Annotated in this window: 3 protein-coding genes; all 3 read right to left on the bottom strand. The window is 75.3% G+C overall.

Features of this window, described 5'->3' with window-relative positions; all coding sequences use genetic code 11:
• Positions 1-4: 4 nt before the first annotated feature.
• The 3 genes from ACH5AC_RS31475 to ACH5AC_RS31485 are packed head-to-tail and all read right to left on the bottom strand — an operon-like array spanning position 5 to position 17,200.
• On the bottom strand, positions 5-1,144 hold the full coding sequence (locus ACH5AC_RS31475) for an alpha/beta hydrolase (protein WP_398865650.1): 1,140 nt from the start codon (positions 1,142-1,144) through the stop codon (positions 5-7).
• The gene (locus ACH5AC_RS31480; protein WP_398865651.1) at positions 1,141-3,534 is read right to left on the bottom strand and encodes a thioester reductase domain-containing protein; all 2,394 of its coding nucleotides are present in this window, start codon (positions 3,532-3,534) and stop codon (positions 1,141-1,143) included. Before ACH5AC_RS31480 ends, ACH5AC_RS31475 begins: the two co-directional genes overlap by 4 nt.
• The gene (locus tag ACH5AC_RS31485; protein ID WP_398865652.1) at positions 3,527-17,200 is read right to left on the bottom strand and encodes an SDR family NAD(P)-dependent oxidoreductase; all 13,674 of its coding nucleotides are present in this window, start codon (positions 17,198-17,200) and stop codon (positions 3,527-3,529) included. Before ACH5AC_RS31485 ends, ACH5AC_RS31480 begins: the two co-directional genes overlap by 8 nt.
• Between the last annotated feature and the right edge of the window lie 25 nt (positions 17,201-17,225).

The following is a 17,225-nucleotide window of genomic DNA, read 5'->3' on the forward strand; positions in this document are numbered from 1 at the left end:
GCCGTCACCGTCGTTCGCCGAGGAATTCCAGGATGTGCCCGAACACGTCGAGGGCGGCGCCCCGGCCGAGGAAGGTGTCGAGGTGGCCGTAGCCCGGTATCTCGGTGTAGCGCACGTCGAGCTGGGGATGCCGGTGGGTGAGGACGTCGTGGCAGAGCTTCTGGGAGGCCGGCCACAGGCCGTTCTCGCTGCCGGAGAGCAGCAGCACGGGCGTGTCGATGCGGGCGGCGGCGTCCAGGGCGTTGGGTGGCAGCGCGCGGTAGCGGTGGTCGGTGTCGTGCCAGCGGACCGCGCTGCGGGCCAGCTCCATGCGGCGCAGATGGGGCAGGATCCACAGGGGTGCCGGGCCGAGGAGCTCGGCGAGGCGGTCGTGGGTGGCGGCGGAGAGGTTCTCATGGACGAAGAGCGAGGCGCCCGTGCCCCAGGCGGAGCGGTGCAGGATCTGGCAGGTCGGGTCGGGGCAGTCGGCCCCGCGGGCGGCGAGCGCGAACAGCGGGGTGTACCGGGACCACAGACCGACCCTGCGGAAGTCGACCGGGATGTGGTCGATCCGGGTCCGCAGCAGCTCGCCCGCGACGGACATGCGCAGTGAGGTGCGGCCCGCCAGCTTCGGGGTGAGGAAGACACCCTGGGAGACCACCCCGGCCAGTCCCGGCACCAGTCCGGCGGTCATGCTCAGCGAGAGGGCGAGCGAGCCGACGCAGTGGGCGATCACGAACAGCGGGCGGTCGCCGATGCGCCGGCGGATGTGGGAGACGGCGCCGGGGATGTCGTACAGGGCCACGTCGTCGTAGGTGTGGCGCTGCCCTGTCTCGTTGTAGGGCAGGCGGCAGCTGCCCCGCCAGTCCAGCAGCCAGGGCTCGTAGCCGTCGTCGAGGAGGGTGTCGACGAGGTTGCGGGTCTCGGGGAGCAGGAACATGTCGGCGGAGGCGGTGTGGCCGTGCAGCAGGAGCACGGCGGGGCGGCCGGGCGTGCCGGGGTCGACGCGGGTGAGGCCGAGGCGGACGCCGTCGGCGGCGCGCAGGGGGATCTCCTCGACGCGGGCCGGGTCGAGGCGGTGGCGCAGCGGGCGCGGGGCGGGCGTGGTGCGGACGCGCCGCAGCGGGCGGCGGGCGGTCGGGGTCGGGCTCGGTCTGAAGATCATCGGTGGCGCTCCATGAGGGTGGGGGTGCGGCGCAGGTCGAGCAGGTCGGCGGCGGCCCGGGCGAACGGGCCGAGCAGCCCGCGCCCCATCTCCAGGCCGAACCAGGCCAGCCAGGTGAGCTTGGCGGCGCGTTTCTCCCGGCCGGTGAGGTGCGGGGCGACCCGGATGCCGTCGATCTGGTCGCGGACGTAGGAGTCGGCGGGGACGACGACCTCGCCGGCAAAGGACGCGGGCGCGCCCTCGCGGCCGATCTCGACGGTGAGGGTGCGGGTCTGCCGCCAGACGTCACGGCGGGCGCGGGCGTGCTTGCGCCCCTCCAGCCGCCACTGCCCGCCCTCGGTGTCGCGCAACCGAAGCCGGTACAGCAGGAGTTGGTGCGCCGACCCGTGCCGCTGCGGGATGCCCTCGTCCGGGCGGACCCACACATCGCCCTGGACGACGGTGAGCGGCTCGGGGTGGAGCGCCGGGCAGGTGACCTCGCCGGTGACGTCGACGCGGCGCTCCTTCACCAGCTGGTACATGCTCGCGATGGACAGGGTGAGGGCCATCGAGCAGGGGCTGACGGCGGTGGCGTCGCCGACGGGGTGGACACCGCCCTCGGTGGTCTCCGGGAACCACAGGTAGGGCTGGTCGTCCTTGTGCGGGAGCCGGGCCAGGCCGTCGTCGGCGAGCTTCTCGAAGGTCCTCAGCCGGGCGCGGGCGTCGTAGCGGGCGGCGGGCGGCAGGCCGAGGGCCTCGACGAGCGCGGCGGTACGTTCGCCGGTGGCGGCCGGGCCGGTGAGGGTCGCCTCGCACAGCCGCAGCGCGGTGGGGCTGCGCAACACCCGGGTGAGGAAGGCGAGTTCGGGTACCTGGTCGGCTTCGAGGCGGGCCAGGACGTCGGTGCGCCACTCGTCCCAGTGGTGGACGCGGACGTGGGTGCCGCCGAGCGCCATGTCCCGTACGACGTCGTCCAGGGTGGTGGGGACGCCGGTGAGGTGGTAGTCGAAGCCCCAGGCGTCTGGCTCGCAGACCACGGCGACCGCGGTCCGGCTGACCCAGTCGACCGGCGCCACGTTGAGGTGGCGGAACGCCGGTACGGTGCGGAGGCGGGCGAAGGCCGCGATCAGGCCGCTGCTGAGGTCCTGAGGGTTGTGGGCGCCGGTCCTGGTGTGGCCGCCGATGCCGCCGGGGCGCAGCGCGGAGACGACCAGGCCGTGGTCGCGGGTCCGGCGCAGGGCCGTCTCGGCGGCCCACTTGGACTGGTCGTAGCCGGCGGCGAGCCCGCCGATGTGGGCGAAGGGGTCGTCCTCGCCCATGGACGGGATGCCGGCCTCGTTGAAGACGGCGATCGAGGAGATGTGGTGCAGGGGCTTGGGACGGCCCGTGGCGGCGAGTTCGGCGAGGGTGAGTGCGCCGAGGACGTTGCTCGTGCGCAGGGACTGGTAGCCGCGCAGGAAGTCGACCGCCGCGGCGACACCGACGACGCTGTCGAGTTCGTCGGCGAGGGTGTGCCAGAGCTCGTCGGACAGCCCCAGGCGCGGCTCGCGGATGTCGCCGGGTACGACGGTGATCCGGCGGCGGACCTCCGCGTTCCAGGGCAGCCGGTAGGCGCGGAGCTGCGCGCCGAGCCGGGCCTCGGCCGCCTTCTCGTCGGCGGCGCGGACCAGGCAGTGCACCTGGGCGTCGCTGTGCCGCAGCAGGTCCAGCAGCATGTGGCTGCCGAGGAAGCCGGTGGCTCCGGTGAGCAGGACGCGGCGGGGCGGGAGCGGCTCGGGCGGGCGGACGAAGGGGAGGCGGTCGGCGAGGGCGAGGTCGGCGAGGATCTGGGAGAGGTCTTCCGGGCGGGCTGCGGAGTGGGAGGCATCCGCCGGTTCGGGGGTGACCCGACGTTGGGGCGTGGCCCCGGGTCGGGGGGTGGTCCCAGGCTGGGCGGTGGCCTCCGGCCGGAAGGGGTCCCCGCCTCGGGAGGTGGCCCCAGGCCGGGAGGTGGCCCCAGGTGCGGTGGAGGGCGGCGTGGCTTCGACTCCGGCCTCCAGGCAGCGGCGGGCCAGGGTGCGGGGCCGCGCGTCGGCGAACACCTCGTCGAGGTCCAGCTCCACGCCCAGCTCCCGCTCCAGATCGGCCGCGAGCTCGACGGCGTGCACGGAGGTGCCTCCGGCGTCGAAGAAGTCCGCGTCCGGGGCGAGACGGCCCTGGGGGAGGTAACGGCCGGCGGCGGTGGCGATGACGGAGGCGAGGGCGTCGAGGTCGGGGCCGGGCGTCGGGCCGGCCGTCTTCTCACCGGCTTCCCCGCCCAGCACCCTCGCCAGCAGTTCGGTCACGCCCAGCGGGCCGCCGCCGCGTTCGATCGCTTCCGCGGTCGCCCCCTGCGCGGCACACGCCGCCGTCTCCTCGTTCACGTCACGCATCAGAGCCCTTCCCCCTGCGCACGGTCTGCTGTCCGTCCCGCTCCCAGGAGCGGAACACCCTGAGGTGGTCCGGTGTGACCACGGCCTGCAGGAGTTCGTCGTCCGGCTCTCCCCCGCCGAGCGCGGCGACGATCCGCCGTGCGGGCGCGTTGCGGGGCGTGCGCTGTGCCGTCAACCGCACTTTCCCGCAGCCCAGTTCGTCGGCGCGGTCGGCCAGCCAGCCCAGCAGGCGTTCCTCGACGCCCCGGCCGAGGGCGCGACAGCTCAGCAGCCAGGCCAGGACGTCCAGTTGGTCCCCGTCGGCCCGTACGGCGAGGAGTGCGATCTGCCCGTAGTCGCCGAACCGGTCCCGTGCGGCGGCCGTCCACACCTCGCCCCGGTCCCGCCACCGTTCGAGATCGCGGCCGTCGGCGGAGCGGGGCCGGAGGGTGAACTGGTTGGTGCGGCGCACGAGTTGTTCCGCGCGGGGCACGTCCGCGTCGGTCAGCGCACGGATGTCGACGGTCAGGTCCAGCTCGGCGAGGAACTCCTGGTATCCGCCCTGCTCGGTCCGGACCGCGTCCCGGGCGCGTTCCTCCGTGTAGAAGCGGGCCCGCAGGGTGTCCTCGACGGTGGCGGCGGCCGGGACCAGTGGCCACAACCGGGCGAGGAACGGCTCGAGTTCGGCTGCGGGCGGGCAGGTCACGGACAGCACCTGCGGCAGCTCCGCCCGCATCCTGGCGATCTCGGCCGGGTTGTCGTCGAGGAAGAGGAAGCCGTCCAGACCCAGGTTCAGCTCGCGGGCCGCGTCCTCGAGGCGGGCCGGCTTGGGGCCCCACTCGGCGGACAGGACGCTGAAGTGCTCGGGCCCGAGCGGGCTGTCGGGCCGGTCGAGGACGGCGCGGACCGTCTCCTCGTCGTTGTTGCTGACCAGCACGAGCAGCGCCCCGGCCGCACGCCACCGCAGCAGCCTGCGTGCGAGCAGAGCGCGCGGCCCGGTGAGGTCCACGGCCCCGGGTCCGGTCTCCCCGGCCACGCCGCCCCACAGGGTCTCGTCGCCGTCGACGGCGATCACCTTGGGCGCCGGGCGCAGCACCGCCCGTACGGTCTCGGCGAGGCCAAGGGCCACCGCGGCCTGGAACTCGGGGGTGAAGGGGAGGTGGGCGAGCCGTTCGGTGTGCTCGTCGAAGCGGTCCTCGACGGGGTGACGGCGGGTCCAGTCGTCGGGGCCGAGCACGGCGAGGCCGGGGGTGTCGGCCAGCTCGGCGGCGACCTCCCGCTCCCAGCGGGCCATGCGCTCCGCGGTGCCGTCGGACGGCAGGAAGCCGACGATCAGGGGGGTGCGGGTGCGCTCGGCGAGGGAGCGCAGGGCGGCCGGATACTCGGTGCGCAGCTCGGCGAGGAGCGCGTCGTCGACGGTCCCGAACCGTTCCAGGTCCGCTGCGCGCAGGAGCACCACGGCGACGGCCGCGCCCGGGTCGGCGAGCACCCCGGACGGATCGCGCAGAGCGGCCAGGACCTGGTGGTACGGCGCCTCGGCCACGGTCAGCCCGCTCTCCTCCACGGCGGCCTCGCACAGGGCGGGCAGGTGCCCGAGGGCGAAGGTGGCGGCGAGGGCGAGGGTCGGGCGGCCGGGGGTGCGCGCGGGCCGGTCCGCGAGTTGCCCGAGCAGCGCGAGGAACTGCTCCCCCAGCCCGGCGGTGGCGGTCTCGTCCAGGATGTCGAGGTTGTGGTCGAGACGGATCCGGCCCGCGTCCGGTGTCATGGTGATCATCAGGTCGAGGTCGGAGTACCCGGTCCCGGCCGGCAGCACCTCCAGCGCGGTGAGCCGGCCCCCGTGGCGGACGTGGTTGAAGTAGACCTCGACGAGGGGCGCGTCCGCCCGGTGCAGCCCCTGCCGGGCCAGGGTCGCCAGCACGTCGGAGAACATCGCGCCCTTGGTCAGCAGCCGTTCCAGCCGGGCGCCGGTCCGGCGCAGCACCTCGGCGGCCGGTTCACCGGCACGCGCCTCGGCGGGGAACGGCACGGGTACGCCGTAGAAGCCCACCGCGTCGTACGCGTCGGCGTGGATCCGGGTGTCGACGGGCACGGCCAGCACGAACCGCTCCCGCTCCCGCAGCCGCGCCAGCAGCAGGGTCAGGGTGCCGAGGCAGAAGGCGGCGGGCGTGATCGCGAGGTCGCTCGCGGCGGCGGAGACGCGGTCCATGAGCCCGTCGGGGAGGGGCAGGGTGACGCTGCCGGCCCGGTAGGTCCGCTCGGCCGGGCGCGGGTGGGACAGGGTCAGGTCGAGCCGCTCGGCGCCCTCGAAGAGCGCCCGCCACTCGGCCGTGGCGGTGCCCTCGCCGCTGTGCTGGGCCTCGACGAGGAGGTGGACGTCGCGGTTGGTCGGTTCGGAGCCGAGGGCGGATCCGGAGAGTTCGGCGTCGATCTCGCCCGCGACGAGGAGCAGCGACTGCAGGTCTGCGACCGCGTGGTGGGCGCCGAAGAGGAGGATCTGGTCGCGCGGGCCGGTGTCGAGCAGCTCGAACCGCCACAGCGGGGTGGCCGTCAGGTCGAACGGCGGCTCCAGCAGCTCCCGCAGCCGGTCGGCGGGGGTGACGTCGGCGGGGGTCTTTGTCCAGCGCAGCAGCGGCGCGGTCGGCTCGCGGTCGACGCGCAGGTGCCGTAGGCCGTCGGGGCCGGTGTCGATCGCCGTGCGCAGGGCCGCGTGGCGGGAGGCGAGGCGGGTGAGGGCGTCCGTGAGGGTGTCGCGGGTGGTGGGGGTGGCGAGCAGGACGGCGAGGCCGATGGTGTGGGCGGCGGGCGGCATGCCGGGCCGGGCGCTGCGCAGCAGTCGGACGACGTCCCGGGTGGCGGGGTGCCGCTCGGTCTCCGGGACGTCCTCGGCGGCCGGTTCCGGTGTCCGCGACACGTGCCGCTCGGGCAGGGCCTCGGCGAGGGACCGGGCCAGGCCCCGGATGTCGGCGGCGGCGAACATCTGGGCGGTGGGCAGGTCGACGCCGAGTTCGCGGGCGAAGGTGTTGCGCAGCCGCACCAACATGAGGGAGTCCAGGCCCAGTTCCTTCAGGGCGGTGCTCGCCGCCGGGTCGACGACACCACCGCAGACCTCGTCGACGCGGGCGCGGACGTACGCCTCCAGCCACATCCGGCGGTCGTCGTCGGTGGGCGCCGCGAAGACCTTGCGGACCAGCCCGTCGGGGTCCGCCGGGCCGGTGGGGGCGGTGACGAGGCCGGCGAGGATCGGCCGGGTGCGGAGCAGGTCCGGGGTGAGGGAGAGCAGTTCCCGGTCGAGGGCGAGGGGGGCGAGCTGTCGGTGGCCGGTGGTCAGCACGCGGTCGAACAGTTCGCCGCCCTCCTGCGGGGAGAGGGCGACGAGCCCCGAGCGGCCGGTCCCGGCGGCGCGGGTGGCGTCCGCGGCGACCATGCCGACGCCGGACCAGGCGCCCCAGTCGAGGCTCAGCGCTCGCCGTCCGGTGTGCGCCAGATGGTGGGCCCAGGCGTCGAGGAAGGCGTTGGCGGCGGCGTAGGGTCCCTGGCCGGCCGAGCCGAGCAGACCCGCCGCCGAGGCGAACAGCACGAAGTGCTCGGATTCCGGGACGAGTTCGGTGAGCAGGGCGGTGCCCAGCACCTTAGGGGCCAGGACGCGCCGTACGTGTGTGTCGGTGAGGTTGGCCAGGGTGGCGTCGTCGAGGATGCCGGCCGCGTGTACGACGCCGGTGATCGGGCCCGCCGCCCGGCGTACGGCGTCCAGCGCGGCCGTGAGTCCGTCGCGGTCGGCGACGTCGGCGCGGGCGAGGTGGACGGTGGTCCCGCGCTCTTGGAGGCCCGCGATCCAGCGCGCGGCGTCCCGGTCGGGCGTACCGCGGCTCAGCAGGGCCAGCCGGCGGACGCCGCGGCCCACGAGCCGTTCCGCGACGACCCGGCCGAGACCGCCGAGACCGCCGGTGATCAGGTACGGGCCGTCCGCGACGCGGCCGTCGGTGTCCGGGCGGGCGCGCCTCAGCCGGGGCACGAACCGGCCGGAGTGGCGCAGGGCGACGAGGCGTTCGTCGTCGGCGTGCCGCAGCTGGGTCCACAGGGCGTTCTCGCCTCCGGTGGGCGGCAGGTCGATCAGGGTGGTCGCCAGCTCGGGGTGTTCCTGGGCCACGGTGAGGCCGAATCCCCAGGCGAGCGCCTGCTGCGGCCGGGTGACCTCGGTACTGTCCCCGACGGCCTGGGTGCCGCGCACGACCACGAAGAGGCGGGGGGCGGCCTGCCCGTCGGTGAGGGCCCGCACCAGGTGCAGGGTGCTCAGGCAGCATCGCCGGGCGGCCTGCTCGGCGGTGGCGGAGTCGGTGACGGGCGGGGTGTCCAGTGCGGTCAACTGGACGACCACGGCGGGGCGTTGGTCGCCGTACGCCTCGTTCAGCAGACGCGTGACGTGCGCCGGATCAGCCGGGTCGAGGACATACCGGGCCGGGCCTTCGGCGGTGAACTCTGTGCCGGTGCGGGCGACGACGGCCGTGGCGCCGAGCCGGGCGGCGAGGTCGTCGGCCACTCCGGTCGCGTCGGCGAGGATCAGCCAGCTCCCCTCGGCGGGCGGTTCGTTGGCGGCCGGACGGGATTCCCAGCGGGTCTCGTAGAGGGCGCCGTCCAGCGGGGAGAGCGCGGCCAGTGTGAACTCCTCTACTTCGAGGAGGAGTTGGTCGTCCGCGTCCCACAGTCGCAGGTCGACGGTGGCGGTGTCGCCGGCGACGGAGCGCAGTTCGCACGACGCCCAGGCCGGGGTCGTACGGCGTCCCGTCCAGCGCGCGCCGCCGCATCCGGCGGGGACGAACGCCCGGCTCTCGGGTGCCTCGCCCGGCAGGGCGGCGGTGTGCAGGGCGGCGTCGAGGACGGCGGGGTGCAGCAGATGCCCGGCGGCGGGCCGTTCGGCCAGTCGGCCGAGCGCGGCGGTGGCACTGCGGCGGCCGCCCTCCAGGTTGCGGAAGGCGGGGCCGTACTCGATGCCGAGTGCGGCGAGCCGGGCGTGGACGGCCGTGAGGTCGACGGGTTCGGTGCAGCGCTCACGCAGGTCGGCGAGGCGCGGTTCCTCGGTCCCGGCCTGCGCGGTGACGACCCGCCCGGTCACGTGTGGCACCCAGCGCGGCGGCCGCTCACCGGTCCGGGCCGAGGTGATGGTGAACTCCCGGACGCCTTCCCGGGCCGGGCGCAACGCCAGTTGCACCCGCACGGGTCGGTCCTCGCTCAGCCGCAGCGGCTCCAGGAAGCGCACGTCCGCCAGCCGGGCTCCCCCGCACACCTGTACGGCGGCCTCCAGCGCCATGTCCAGGAAGGCGGCCCCGGGCAGCCAGACCTCGCCGGTGACGCGGTGGTCGGTGAGGTAGGCGAACCGGTGGTCGCGCAGGTCGAGTTCGGTCTGGAAGAGATGCCGGTCGGGTTCGTCGCCGGCCTCGATGTGGAGGCCGAGCAGCGGGGAGGCGCCGGTGGGGCCGGCCGGGGCGGGGGCGAGCCAGTGGCGTTCCCGGGCGAAGGCGTAGGTGGGCAGGTCGAGGCGGCGGCCCCGTGGGAAGAGCGCTGTCCAGTCGGGGGTGTGCCCGGCGGTGTACAGCTCGCCGAGCCGGCGCAGCAGGGTGGCGTGCCCGTCCTGTTCGCGACGCAGCGAGCCGACGGCGACCGCGTCGATGCCGGTGTCGGCGGCGACGGCCTCGATGGAGGCGGTGAGCGAGGGGTGCGGGCCGAGTTCGACGAAGTAGCGGTAGCCGTCGTCCAGCATGCGGGTGATGGTGTCCGCGAAGCGGACGGGTTGCCGGAGGTTGGCGAACCAGTACGCGGCGTCCGGGTGGTCGACGCGCTCCGCCAGGACCGACGAGTACACGGGCAGGGCGGACGGCGCCCCCTCGATGCCCGAGAAGCGGTCGCGGAGTTCGTCGCGCAGTGGCTCCATCAGCGGGCTGTGCGAGGCGAACGGCGTCGACAGCCGTCGTACGGGGACGCCTCGCTCCTCCAGGGTGCGACGCAGTGCGGCGAGCGCCTCGGTCTCTCCCGAAACGGCCGTGGAGCGTGCGCTGTTGAGGGCGCCGACGAAGAGCCGGTCGGGGTGTGCGGCGATCAGGTCCGCGAGTTCGGCGGGCGGCAGGTCGACGGCGAGCATGCCGCCGTGCCCGACGAGCGGTGCGACGGCCGCGGCCCGCCCGGTAACCACGGTGACCGCCTCGTCGAGGGTGAGCGCACCTGCGTCGTAGGCGGCGGTGATCTCGCCGAGGCTGTGTCCGACCACCCCGTCGGGGGTGACGCCGAGGGCACGCCAGGCGGCGGCCAGGGCCGCGTCGACGGCGAACAGCGTCGGCTGGAGGTACTCGGTGCGCTCCAGCGGGGAGAACTCCTCGGTGGCGCGCAGAGCGTTGAGCACGGACCAGCCTGCGTGCCGCCGTACCGCCTCGTCGATCCGGGTGAGTTCCGCGCGGAAGGCTTCCGACTCGGCCGCCGACCGCAGCCCCATGCCGGGCCACTGGCCGCCGTGCCCGGCGAAGACGAAGGCGACCTTGCCGGTCCGGTTCTCGTCCGGGACGTGCAAGGGCGCGCGGCCGGACGCCAACGCGTCGAGTGCGGAGCGCAGTTCGTGCCGGTCACCCGCCACGATCGTCGTGCGCCACTCGAAGTGGCTGCGATGGCGGGCCAGGGTGTGGGCGACATCCGGCAGCGGGGTGTCCTCGGTGACGTACCGGGCGAGCCGTGCGGCCTGCCCGCGCACGGCGGCCTCACTGCGCCCCGAGAGCACGAACAGATCCTTCCCGGCGGCGACCTCGGCCTTCGGCGGGCGGCGCGCTCCCGCGCTCGACGGCGTCTCGGTGGCCGGTGCTGCCTCTTCGACGATCACATGGGCGTTGGTGCCGCTGATCCCGAAGGCACTCACACCGGCGCGCCGCACCCGCGTCGGCGCCGACGGCCAGGGCGTCGGCTCGTGGAGCAGGCGCAGCCCGCTGGTGTCCCAGTCGACGTGGCGGCTGGGGGTGTCGGCGTGCAGCGTGGCCGGGAGGATGCCGTGGCGCAGGGACTGTACGACCTTGATCAGCCCGGCGACGCCCGAAGCGGCCTGGGTGTGGCCGATGCTGGACTTCAGGGAGCCCAGCAGCAGCGGGCGGCCGGCGGGCCGGGAGGTGCCGAACACCTCGCTCAGGGCGCCCGCCTCGATGGGGTCGCCGAGGGTCGTGCCGGTGCCGTGGGCCTCGATGTGGTCGATGTCGGCGGGTGTCAGCCCGGACAGTTCCAGGGCGCGGCGCACCACCCGCACCTGTGCGGGCCCGTTGGGCGCGGACAGGCCCTGGCTGCGGCCGTCCTGGTTGACGGCTGTGCCGCGCAGCACGGCCAGCACCTCGTCGCCGTCGCGGCGGGCGTCGTCCAGGCGCTTCAGTACGAGCATCCCGGCGCCCTCGGCCCAGATCGCGCCGTCGGCGTCGTCGGAGAAGGAGCGGCAGCGGCCGGTGGCGGACAGTGCGCGCAGCCGGCTGAACTCCACGAAGGTCTGCGGGGTCACCATCAGCGTCACCCCGCCCGCCAGCGCCAGCTCGCACTCGCCGGAGCGCAGGGCCTGCGCGGCGAGGTGGACGGCGACCAGCGACGACGAGCACGCCGTGTCGACGGTGAGGGCCGGCCCGTGCAGTCCGAGCGCGTACGCCAGCCGCCCGGACGCCACACTCAGCGCCGAGCCCGTGCCGACATGGCCGTCGAGCTGGTCGAGGCGGGTGCCGGAGCGGTAGTCGCTGCCGAACATGCCGACGTACACACCGGTGGCGCTGCCCGCGAGACGGGCGGGCACGATGCCGGCGCGCTCCAGCGCCTCCCAGGCGGTCTCCAGCAGCAGCCGCTGCTGGGGGTCCATGGCGGCGGCCTCCTTCGGGGTGATGCCGAAGAACCCCGCGTCGAAGGACTCGATGTCGTCGAGGAAGCCGCCTTCCCGGGCGTAGGACTTGCCGGGGGCGTCGGGGTCGGGGTCGTAGAGGGCGTCGACGTCCCAGCGTCCGGCGGGGAAGGGGCCGACGGCGTCGCGGCCCTCGGCGAGGAGCCGCCACAGGTCGTCGGGGTCCTGGACGCCACCGGGCAGGCGGCAGGCCATGGAGACGACGGCGATCGGCTCGTCGGTGGCGACGGCGCGCCTCGCCTTCCGCACGCCACGGCCGCCGGGCACGACCGTGCCGAGGAGGTGCTCGGTGAGGCGGGCCGGGGTCGGGTGGTCGAAGAGCAGGGTGGCCGGGAGCCTTGTGTCGAGGCGGGCGGCGAGGCGGTTGCGCAGCTCGACGGCGGTCACCGAGTCCATGCCGAGGTCGCGCAGGGGCCGGTCGGGGCCGACGCAGTCGACCGAGCGCAGGCCGAGGGCGCGGGACGCCTCCTCGCGGACGAGGGCGAGGACCCGGTCGGCACGGTCGGTCTCCGCCAGCTCGGCCAGCCGCCGGGCGAGACCACCGCCGCCCGGGCCGGTGGGCCGGGGCGCGGGCAGCAGGGTCCGCCACACGGCCGCGTCGGCGGTCGCCCCGCGCAGGCGGGCCAGGTCGAGGGACCAGGCGACCTGGTGGGGCGTGCCGCGCCGGACGGCGAGTTCGACGAGGTCGCGGCCCTGGTCGGGGGTGAGGGTGCGGTGACCGAGGCGGGCGAGGCGGTCGAGGTCGGCGTGTGCGGCGGCTAGCCCCTCGCCCGCCCAGGCGCCGAAGGAGACGGACAGGGCGGGCAGCCCCTGGGCCCGCCGGTGGTGGGCGAGCTGGTCGAGGAAGGCGTTGGCCGCCGCGTAGTTGCCCTGCCCCGGGCTGCCGACGACACCGGCGGCCGAGGACACCAGCAGGAACAGCTCCAGCGGCAGGCCGGCGGTGAGCCGGTGCAGATGCGCGGCGCCGTCGACCTTGGGGCGCAGGACCCGGACGAGACGGTCCGGGGTCAGCTCCGTGATCACACCGTCGTCGAGCACGCCGGCACAGTGCACGACGCCGCGCAGCTCGTCCCCGGCGCGGGCCAGTACGGCGGCCAGTGCGGTTGCGTCGGCGACGTCGCAGGCCGCGACGTCGGCCCGGGCACCGAGAGCGGCCAGTTCGGCGACGGCCGCCTCGGCACGGGGGTCGTCGCTTCCCCGACGAGACGTCAATAGCAGTCGCGTCACGCCGCGTTCGGCCAGCAGCCGGGCGATCTGCCGTCCGACCGCGCCCAGTCCACCGGTGATCAGCACGGTGCCGTGGGCGGGGAGGCTCCCGTCCTCGTCCGTGCGTGCGGCACGGATCAGCCGGGGGGCGAGCACCTCCCCCGCCCTGACCGCGATCTCCGGCTCCTCTCCGGCGGAGCGCAGCAGTTCCTCGCTCTCCGTGCCGTCGACATCGACAAGCGTCAGCCCGAGGTCCGGGTGCTCCGCTCGGGCACTGCGGGCGAGCCCCCACAGCACCGACTGCGCAAGCCCCGGCACGGTGTCCCCGTCGGCGGCCGCGACCGCGCCCCGGGTCACCCACACGGTCCGGGTGGGCGCCTCGATGAGCGTCTGCAGCTCACCCAGGGCGGCGGCCGCCAACTCCTGTGCCGCGGCGGCCGGTTCGGCGTCCGCCGGGGGCTGCGGCCAGTGTCGTACGACGGTGTCGGCGCCGTCCGGCCCGGCGGGCACCGGTGTCCACGCCACCTCGTACAGGTGCCGGGCGTTCTCCGCACCGCCGCCGAGGTCCGCCGGGCTCGCGGTGCGCAGCCGTACGTCCTCCAGGCGGCCCGCCGGGAAGCCGTCGGCGTCCCACAGGGCGATGTCCAGGGTGAGGTCGGTGGCGGTGCCGCCGGTGCGCCGGACGGACACCGTCAGATCGGTCGCGCCGCCGGGCGGCAGGGTGCAGCGGCCGACGGCGACGGGCAGCAGGACCCGGTCGTCGGCCGGGGCGAGGGCGGCGGCCGTGTGCAGGGCGGCGTCCAGGAGCGCCGGGTGGACCGGGTAGGGGTCGGTCGTGTCCCGGGCCGCGGCAGGCAGGGACAGGCGGGCGAGCAGCTCCCCGTCACCGGCCCGCACGGCCTCGCGTATGCCCCGGAAGGCGGGGCCGTAGTCGAGGCCGAGGGCGGTCAGGCGGTCGTACGTCTGCGGCGTCCAGGCCGGTTCGGCGCTCTCCGGCCAGGTCGGGGGCCGGGCCGCCTGGATCGCCTCGGCGGCGGTGCCGGTGGCGGTGGCGTGCAGGGTCCAGCCGAGGTCGTCCCGGTCGCGCGGGCGGCTGTGCACGGTGACCTCGGGCGCGGGCCCGTCGGTGACCACGTCCACGGACACCTCGACCGTGCCGGAGGGCGGCAGGGTGAGCGGGGCGAGCAGCAGCAGGCCGCTGACGTCGGCGGGCCGGTCGGGGGACGCGGTGGCCAGGGCGGCACGGCACAGTTCGAGCAGGGTGGTGCCGGAGACGACCGTACGGCCGAAGACGGTGTGGTCGGGCAGCCAGTCGGCGGTGGCCGGCGACCACTCGTCGCGGAAGGTCCAGCGGGTCGCGTCGGCGGACCGCAGTTGGACGCCGAGGAGGGGATGGGTGGAGCGGTCGAACAGGCCGGTCCCGCCCGCCGCGCCCTCGGGTTCGGTCCAGTACCGCTGCTCCTGCCAGGCGTACGTCGGCAGGTCGGCCCGCGCCGAGGGCGGCACGATGCGGCGCCAGTCGACGGGCCGTCCGTGCACATGGAGTTCGGCGGCGGCCCGGTCCAGACAGGCGGATCCGTCGGCGTCACGGCGCAGGGAGCCGACGGCGACCAGGTCGTCGTCGACGGTGCGTACGGCGGTCAGCAGCGTGGGGTGCGGGCTGAGCTCGACGAAGTGGCGGTGGCCGTCGGCCGCCATACGGGCCACGGTGTCCGAGAAGCGGACGGGTTCGCGCAGGTTGGTGTACCAGTAGCCGGCGTCCAGTTCCTCGGTGACGGGCTCGCCGGTGACGCTGGAGTACCAGGTGACGGAGGTCGGGAGGGTGGTCACGCCGTCGAGTTCGTCGAGGATCTCGGCGCGCACGGGCTCGACCCCGGCGCTGTGGGAGGCGTAGTCGACGTCGAGGCGGCGGACGAAGACCTGCTCGCGGTGGAGGTCGTCGAGGAGGGCCCGGAGCGGTTCGGGCTCGCCCGCGATCACCGTGGCGCGGGCGCTGTTGACGGCGGCGACGGTGACCCGGCCGTCGTGTCCGGCGATCCGTGCCTCGACCTCGGCACGCGGCAGGGCTACGACGGCCATGGCGCCGCTGCCGGACAGCGCGGTCAGGGCCCGGCTGCGCAGGGCGACGACGGCGGCCGCGTCGTTCAGGCTGAGGGCTCCGGCGACACAGGCGGCGGCGACCTCGCCCTGGCTGTGTCCCACCACGGCGTCGGGGCGGACGCCCCGGGCGCGCCAGACGGCGGCCAGGGACACCATCACGGCGAACAGGACCGGCTGGACGACGTCCACGCGCTCCAGGGAGGGGGCGCCCGGGTCGCCGCGCAGCACGGCCGTGACGGACCACTCGGTGAACGGGCGCAACGCGCCGTCGCATCGGTCGAGTTCGTCGGCGAACACCGGGTCGGCCGCGAGCAGGTCGCGGGCCATGCCGGCCCACTGGGCGCCCTGCCCGGGAAAGACGAAGGCCACCTTGCCGGGCGGGAGGGCGTCCTGCGGCCCGGCGGTGCTGTCGGGGTCGGGGCGGCCTTCGGCGAGGGTGCGCAGGGCGACGCGGAGTCCGTCGTGGTCGGCCGCCTGGACCACGGCGCGATGGGCGAAGTGGGTGCGGTGATGGGCGAGCGTCGCGGCGATCGCGGGCAGCGGCGTTCCGGACCGCTCACCGAGGGCTTCGGCGAGACGGCACGCCTGCTGACGCAGCGCGGCGGGGGTGCGGGCGGAAACCGGGAACAGCGTCGGCCGACGCGGAACCTCAACGGTGTACGCGGCGTCGGCCGGGGGGCCCGTTGCGGCAGTCCCGGTGTCACCCGCGCCGGTCGGCACATCCGCCACAGCGGGCCCGGCCCCGACCAACGTGTCCGCCCCAACCGACCCGCTGTCGGCCGACGCACCCACCACAGCGCGACCGGCATCAGCCGGGGTACCCACCACGGCGGGCCCCGCGCCGACCGACGCGCCCGCCGCAGCCGGCCGGGTATCCGTCGGCGCCTCTTCCAGGATCACGTGCGCGTTGGTCCCGCTGATGCCGAACGCGCTCACGCCTGCCCTGCGGACCCGGTCGGCACGGCGCGGCCACTGTGCCGCCGTACGGAGGAGGCGCAGGCCGCTGCCCGGCCAGTCGATGTGCTCGGTGGGGGTGTCGGCGTGCAGGGAGGCGGGGACGCGCTCGTGGCCGAGTGCCAGGACGGTCCTGATGACGCCGGCGATGCCCGCGGCGGCCTGGGTGTGTCCGATGTTGGACTTCAACGAGCCGACCCCGAGGGGGTGTCCGGGTGGCCGGCCGGGGCCGAAGACGGCGGCGAGCGCGCCCGCCTCGACGGGGTCGCCGAGGCGGGTGCCGGTGCCGTGGGCCTCGATGTGGTCGATGTCCTCGGGGCGGAGCCCGGCTGCGTCCAGGGCGGCCCGCAGCACCCGCTCCTGGGCGGGGCCGTTGGGCGCGCTCAGCCCCTGGCTGCGGCCGTCCTGGTTGATCGCCGAGCCCTTGACGACGGCGAGGACGCGGTCGCCGTCCCGGCGGGCGTCGGCGAGCCGCTTGAGCAGGACGAGTCCGCAGCCCTCGCCCCACACCACCCCGTCGGCGTCGGCGGAGAAGGGGCGGCAGCGGCCCGAGGGGGAGAGCCCGCGCAGCCTGCTGAACTCGACGTGGCCGCGCGGGGTGACCAGCAGCGTCGCCCCGCCCGTGAGGGCGAGATCGCACTCGCCGGCCGCCAGCGCCCGGGCGGCCAGGTGCAGGGCGACCAGGGAGGAGGAGCAGGCGGTGTCGACGGTGACCGCGGGTCCGTGCAGGCCGAGGGCGTAGGCGATGCGCCCGGAGGCGACACTGGCCGCGGAACCGGTGCCGACGTGGCCGTCGAGCTGGTCCAGGGAGGCGGCGGAGAGATAGCCGCTGTCGTAGAGGCCGAGGTAGACCCCGGTGGAGCTGCCGGCCAGGGTGTCCGGGACGATCCCGGCGCGTTCGAGGGTCTCCCAGGCGGTGCGCAGCAGCAGCCGCTGCTGTGGGTCCATGGCGGCGGCCTCGCGCGGGGAGATGCCGAAGAAGGCGGCGTCGAAGCGGTCGATGCCGTCGAGGTAACCGCCGCGCAGGCTGTACGCCTTGCCGGTGGCCTCCGGGTCGGGGTCGTACAGCCTCTGGGCGGGCCACCGCCCCGCAGGTGGCTCGGAGGTGACGTCCCGTCCGGAGTCGAGTATCCGCCACAGCCCCTCGGGGTCGTCCGCGCCACCCGGGAAGCGGCAGGCCATGGAGATGACGGCGATGCCGTCATCGACTGCCTGCCCCTTCACCAACAGGGGTGCGTCTTCTGGAGCTTGGCCGGGAAAGAGCGCGTCGGCGATCGCCGCGACGCCGGGGTGGTTGAAGACGAGGGACGGGTCGAGCGTGCGGCCGACGCGCTCGGCGAGCTCGGCGCCGAGCGCGACCAACTGCCGTGACCCCAGCCCGAATTCGGCGAGCGGACGGTGTGGGTCGACGGTGTGCGGGGCGAGGCCGGCCGCCTCGGCCACCGCCGGGACGAGCCAGTCCCGCACCTCTTCGGCGGTCGTCAGGGACGGTTCGGGAGCATGGTTCGGCGACACATTCGCAGGCATCTGGTGAAGGTCCTCGAAAGGCGGA

The organism is Streptomyces sp. NPDC018693, assembly GCF_044391385.1.
Lineage (GTDB): Bacteria > Actinomycetota > Actinomycetes > Streptomycetales > Streptomycetaceae > Streptomyces.

What these genes read in the sequence shown, in the direction of transcription:
- ACH5AC_RS31475 (WP_398865650.1), bottom strand. Translation starts at nt 1,144, where the DNA reads ATGATCTTCAGACCGAGCCCGACCCCGACCGCCCGCCGCCCGCTGCGG.
- ACH5AC_RS31480 (WP_398865651.1), bottom strand. Translation starts at nt 3,534, where the DNA reads ATGCGTGACGTGAACGAGGAGACGGCGGCGTGTGCCGCGCAGGGGGCG.
- ACH5AC_RS31485 (WP_398865652.1), bottom strand. Translation starts at nt 17,200, where the DNA reads ATGCCTGCGAATGTGTCGCCGAACCATGCTCCCGAACCGTCCCTGACG.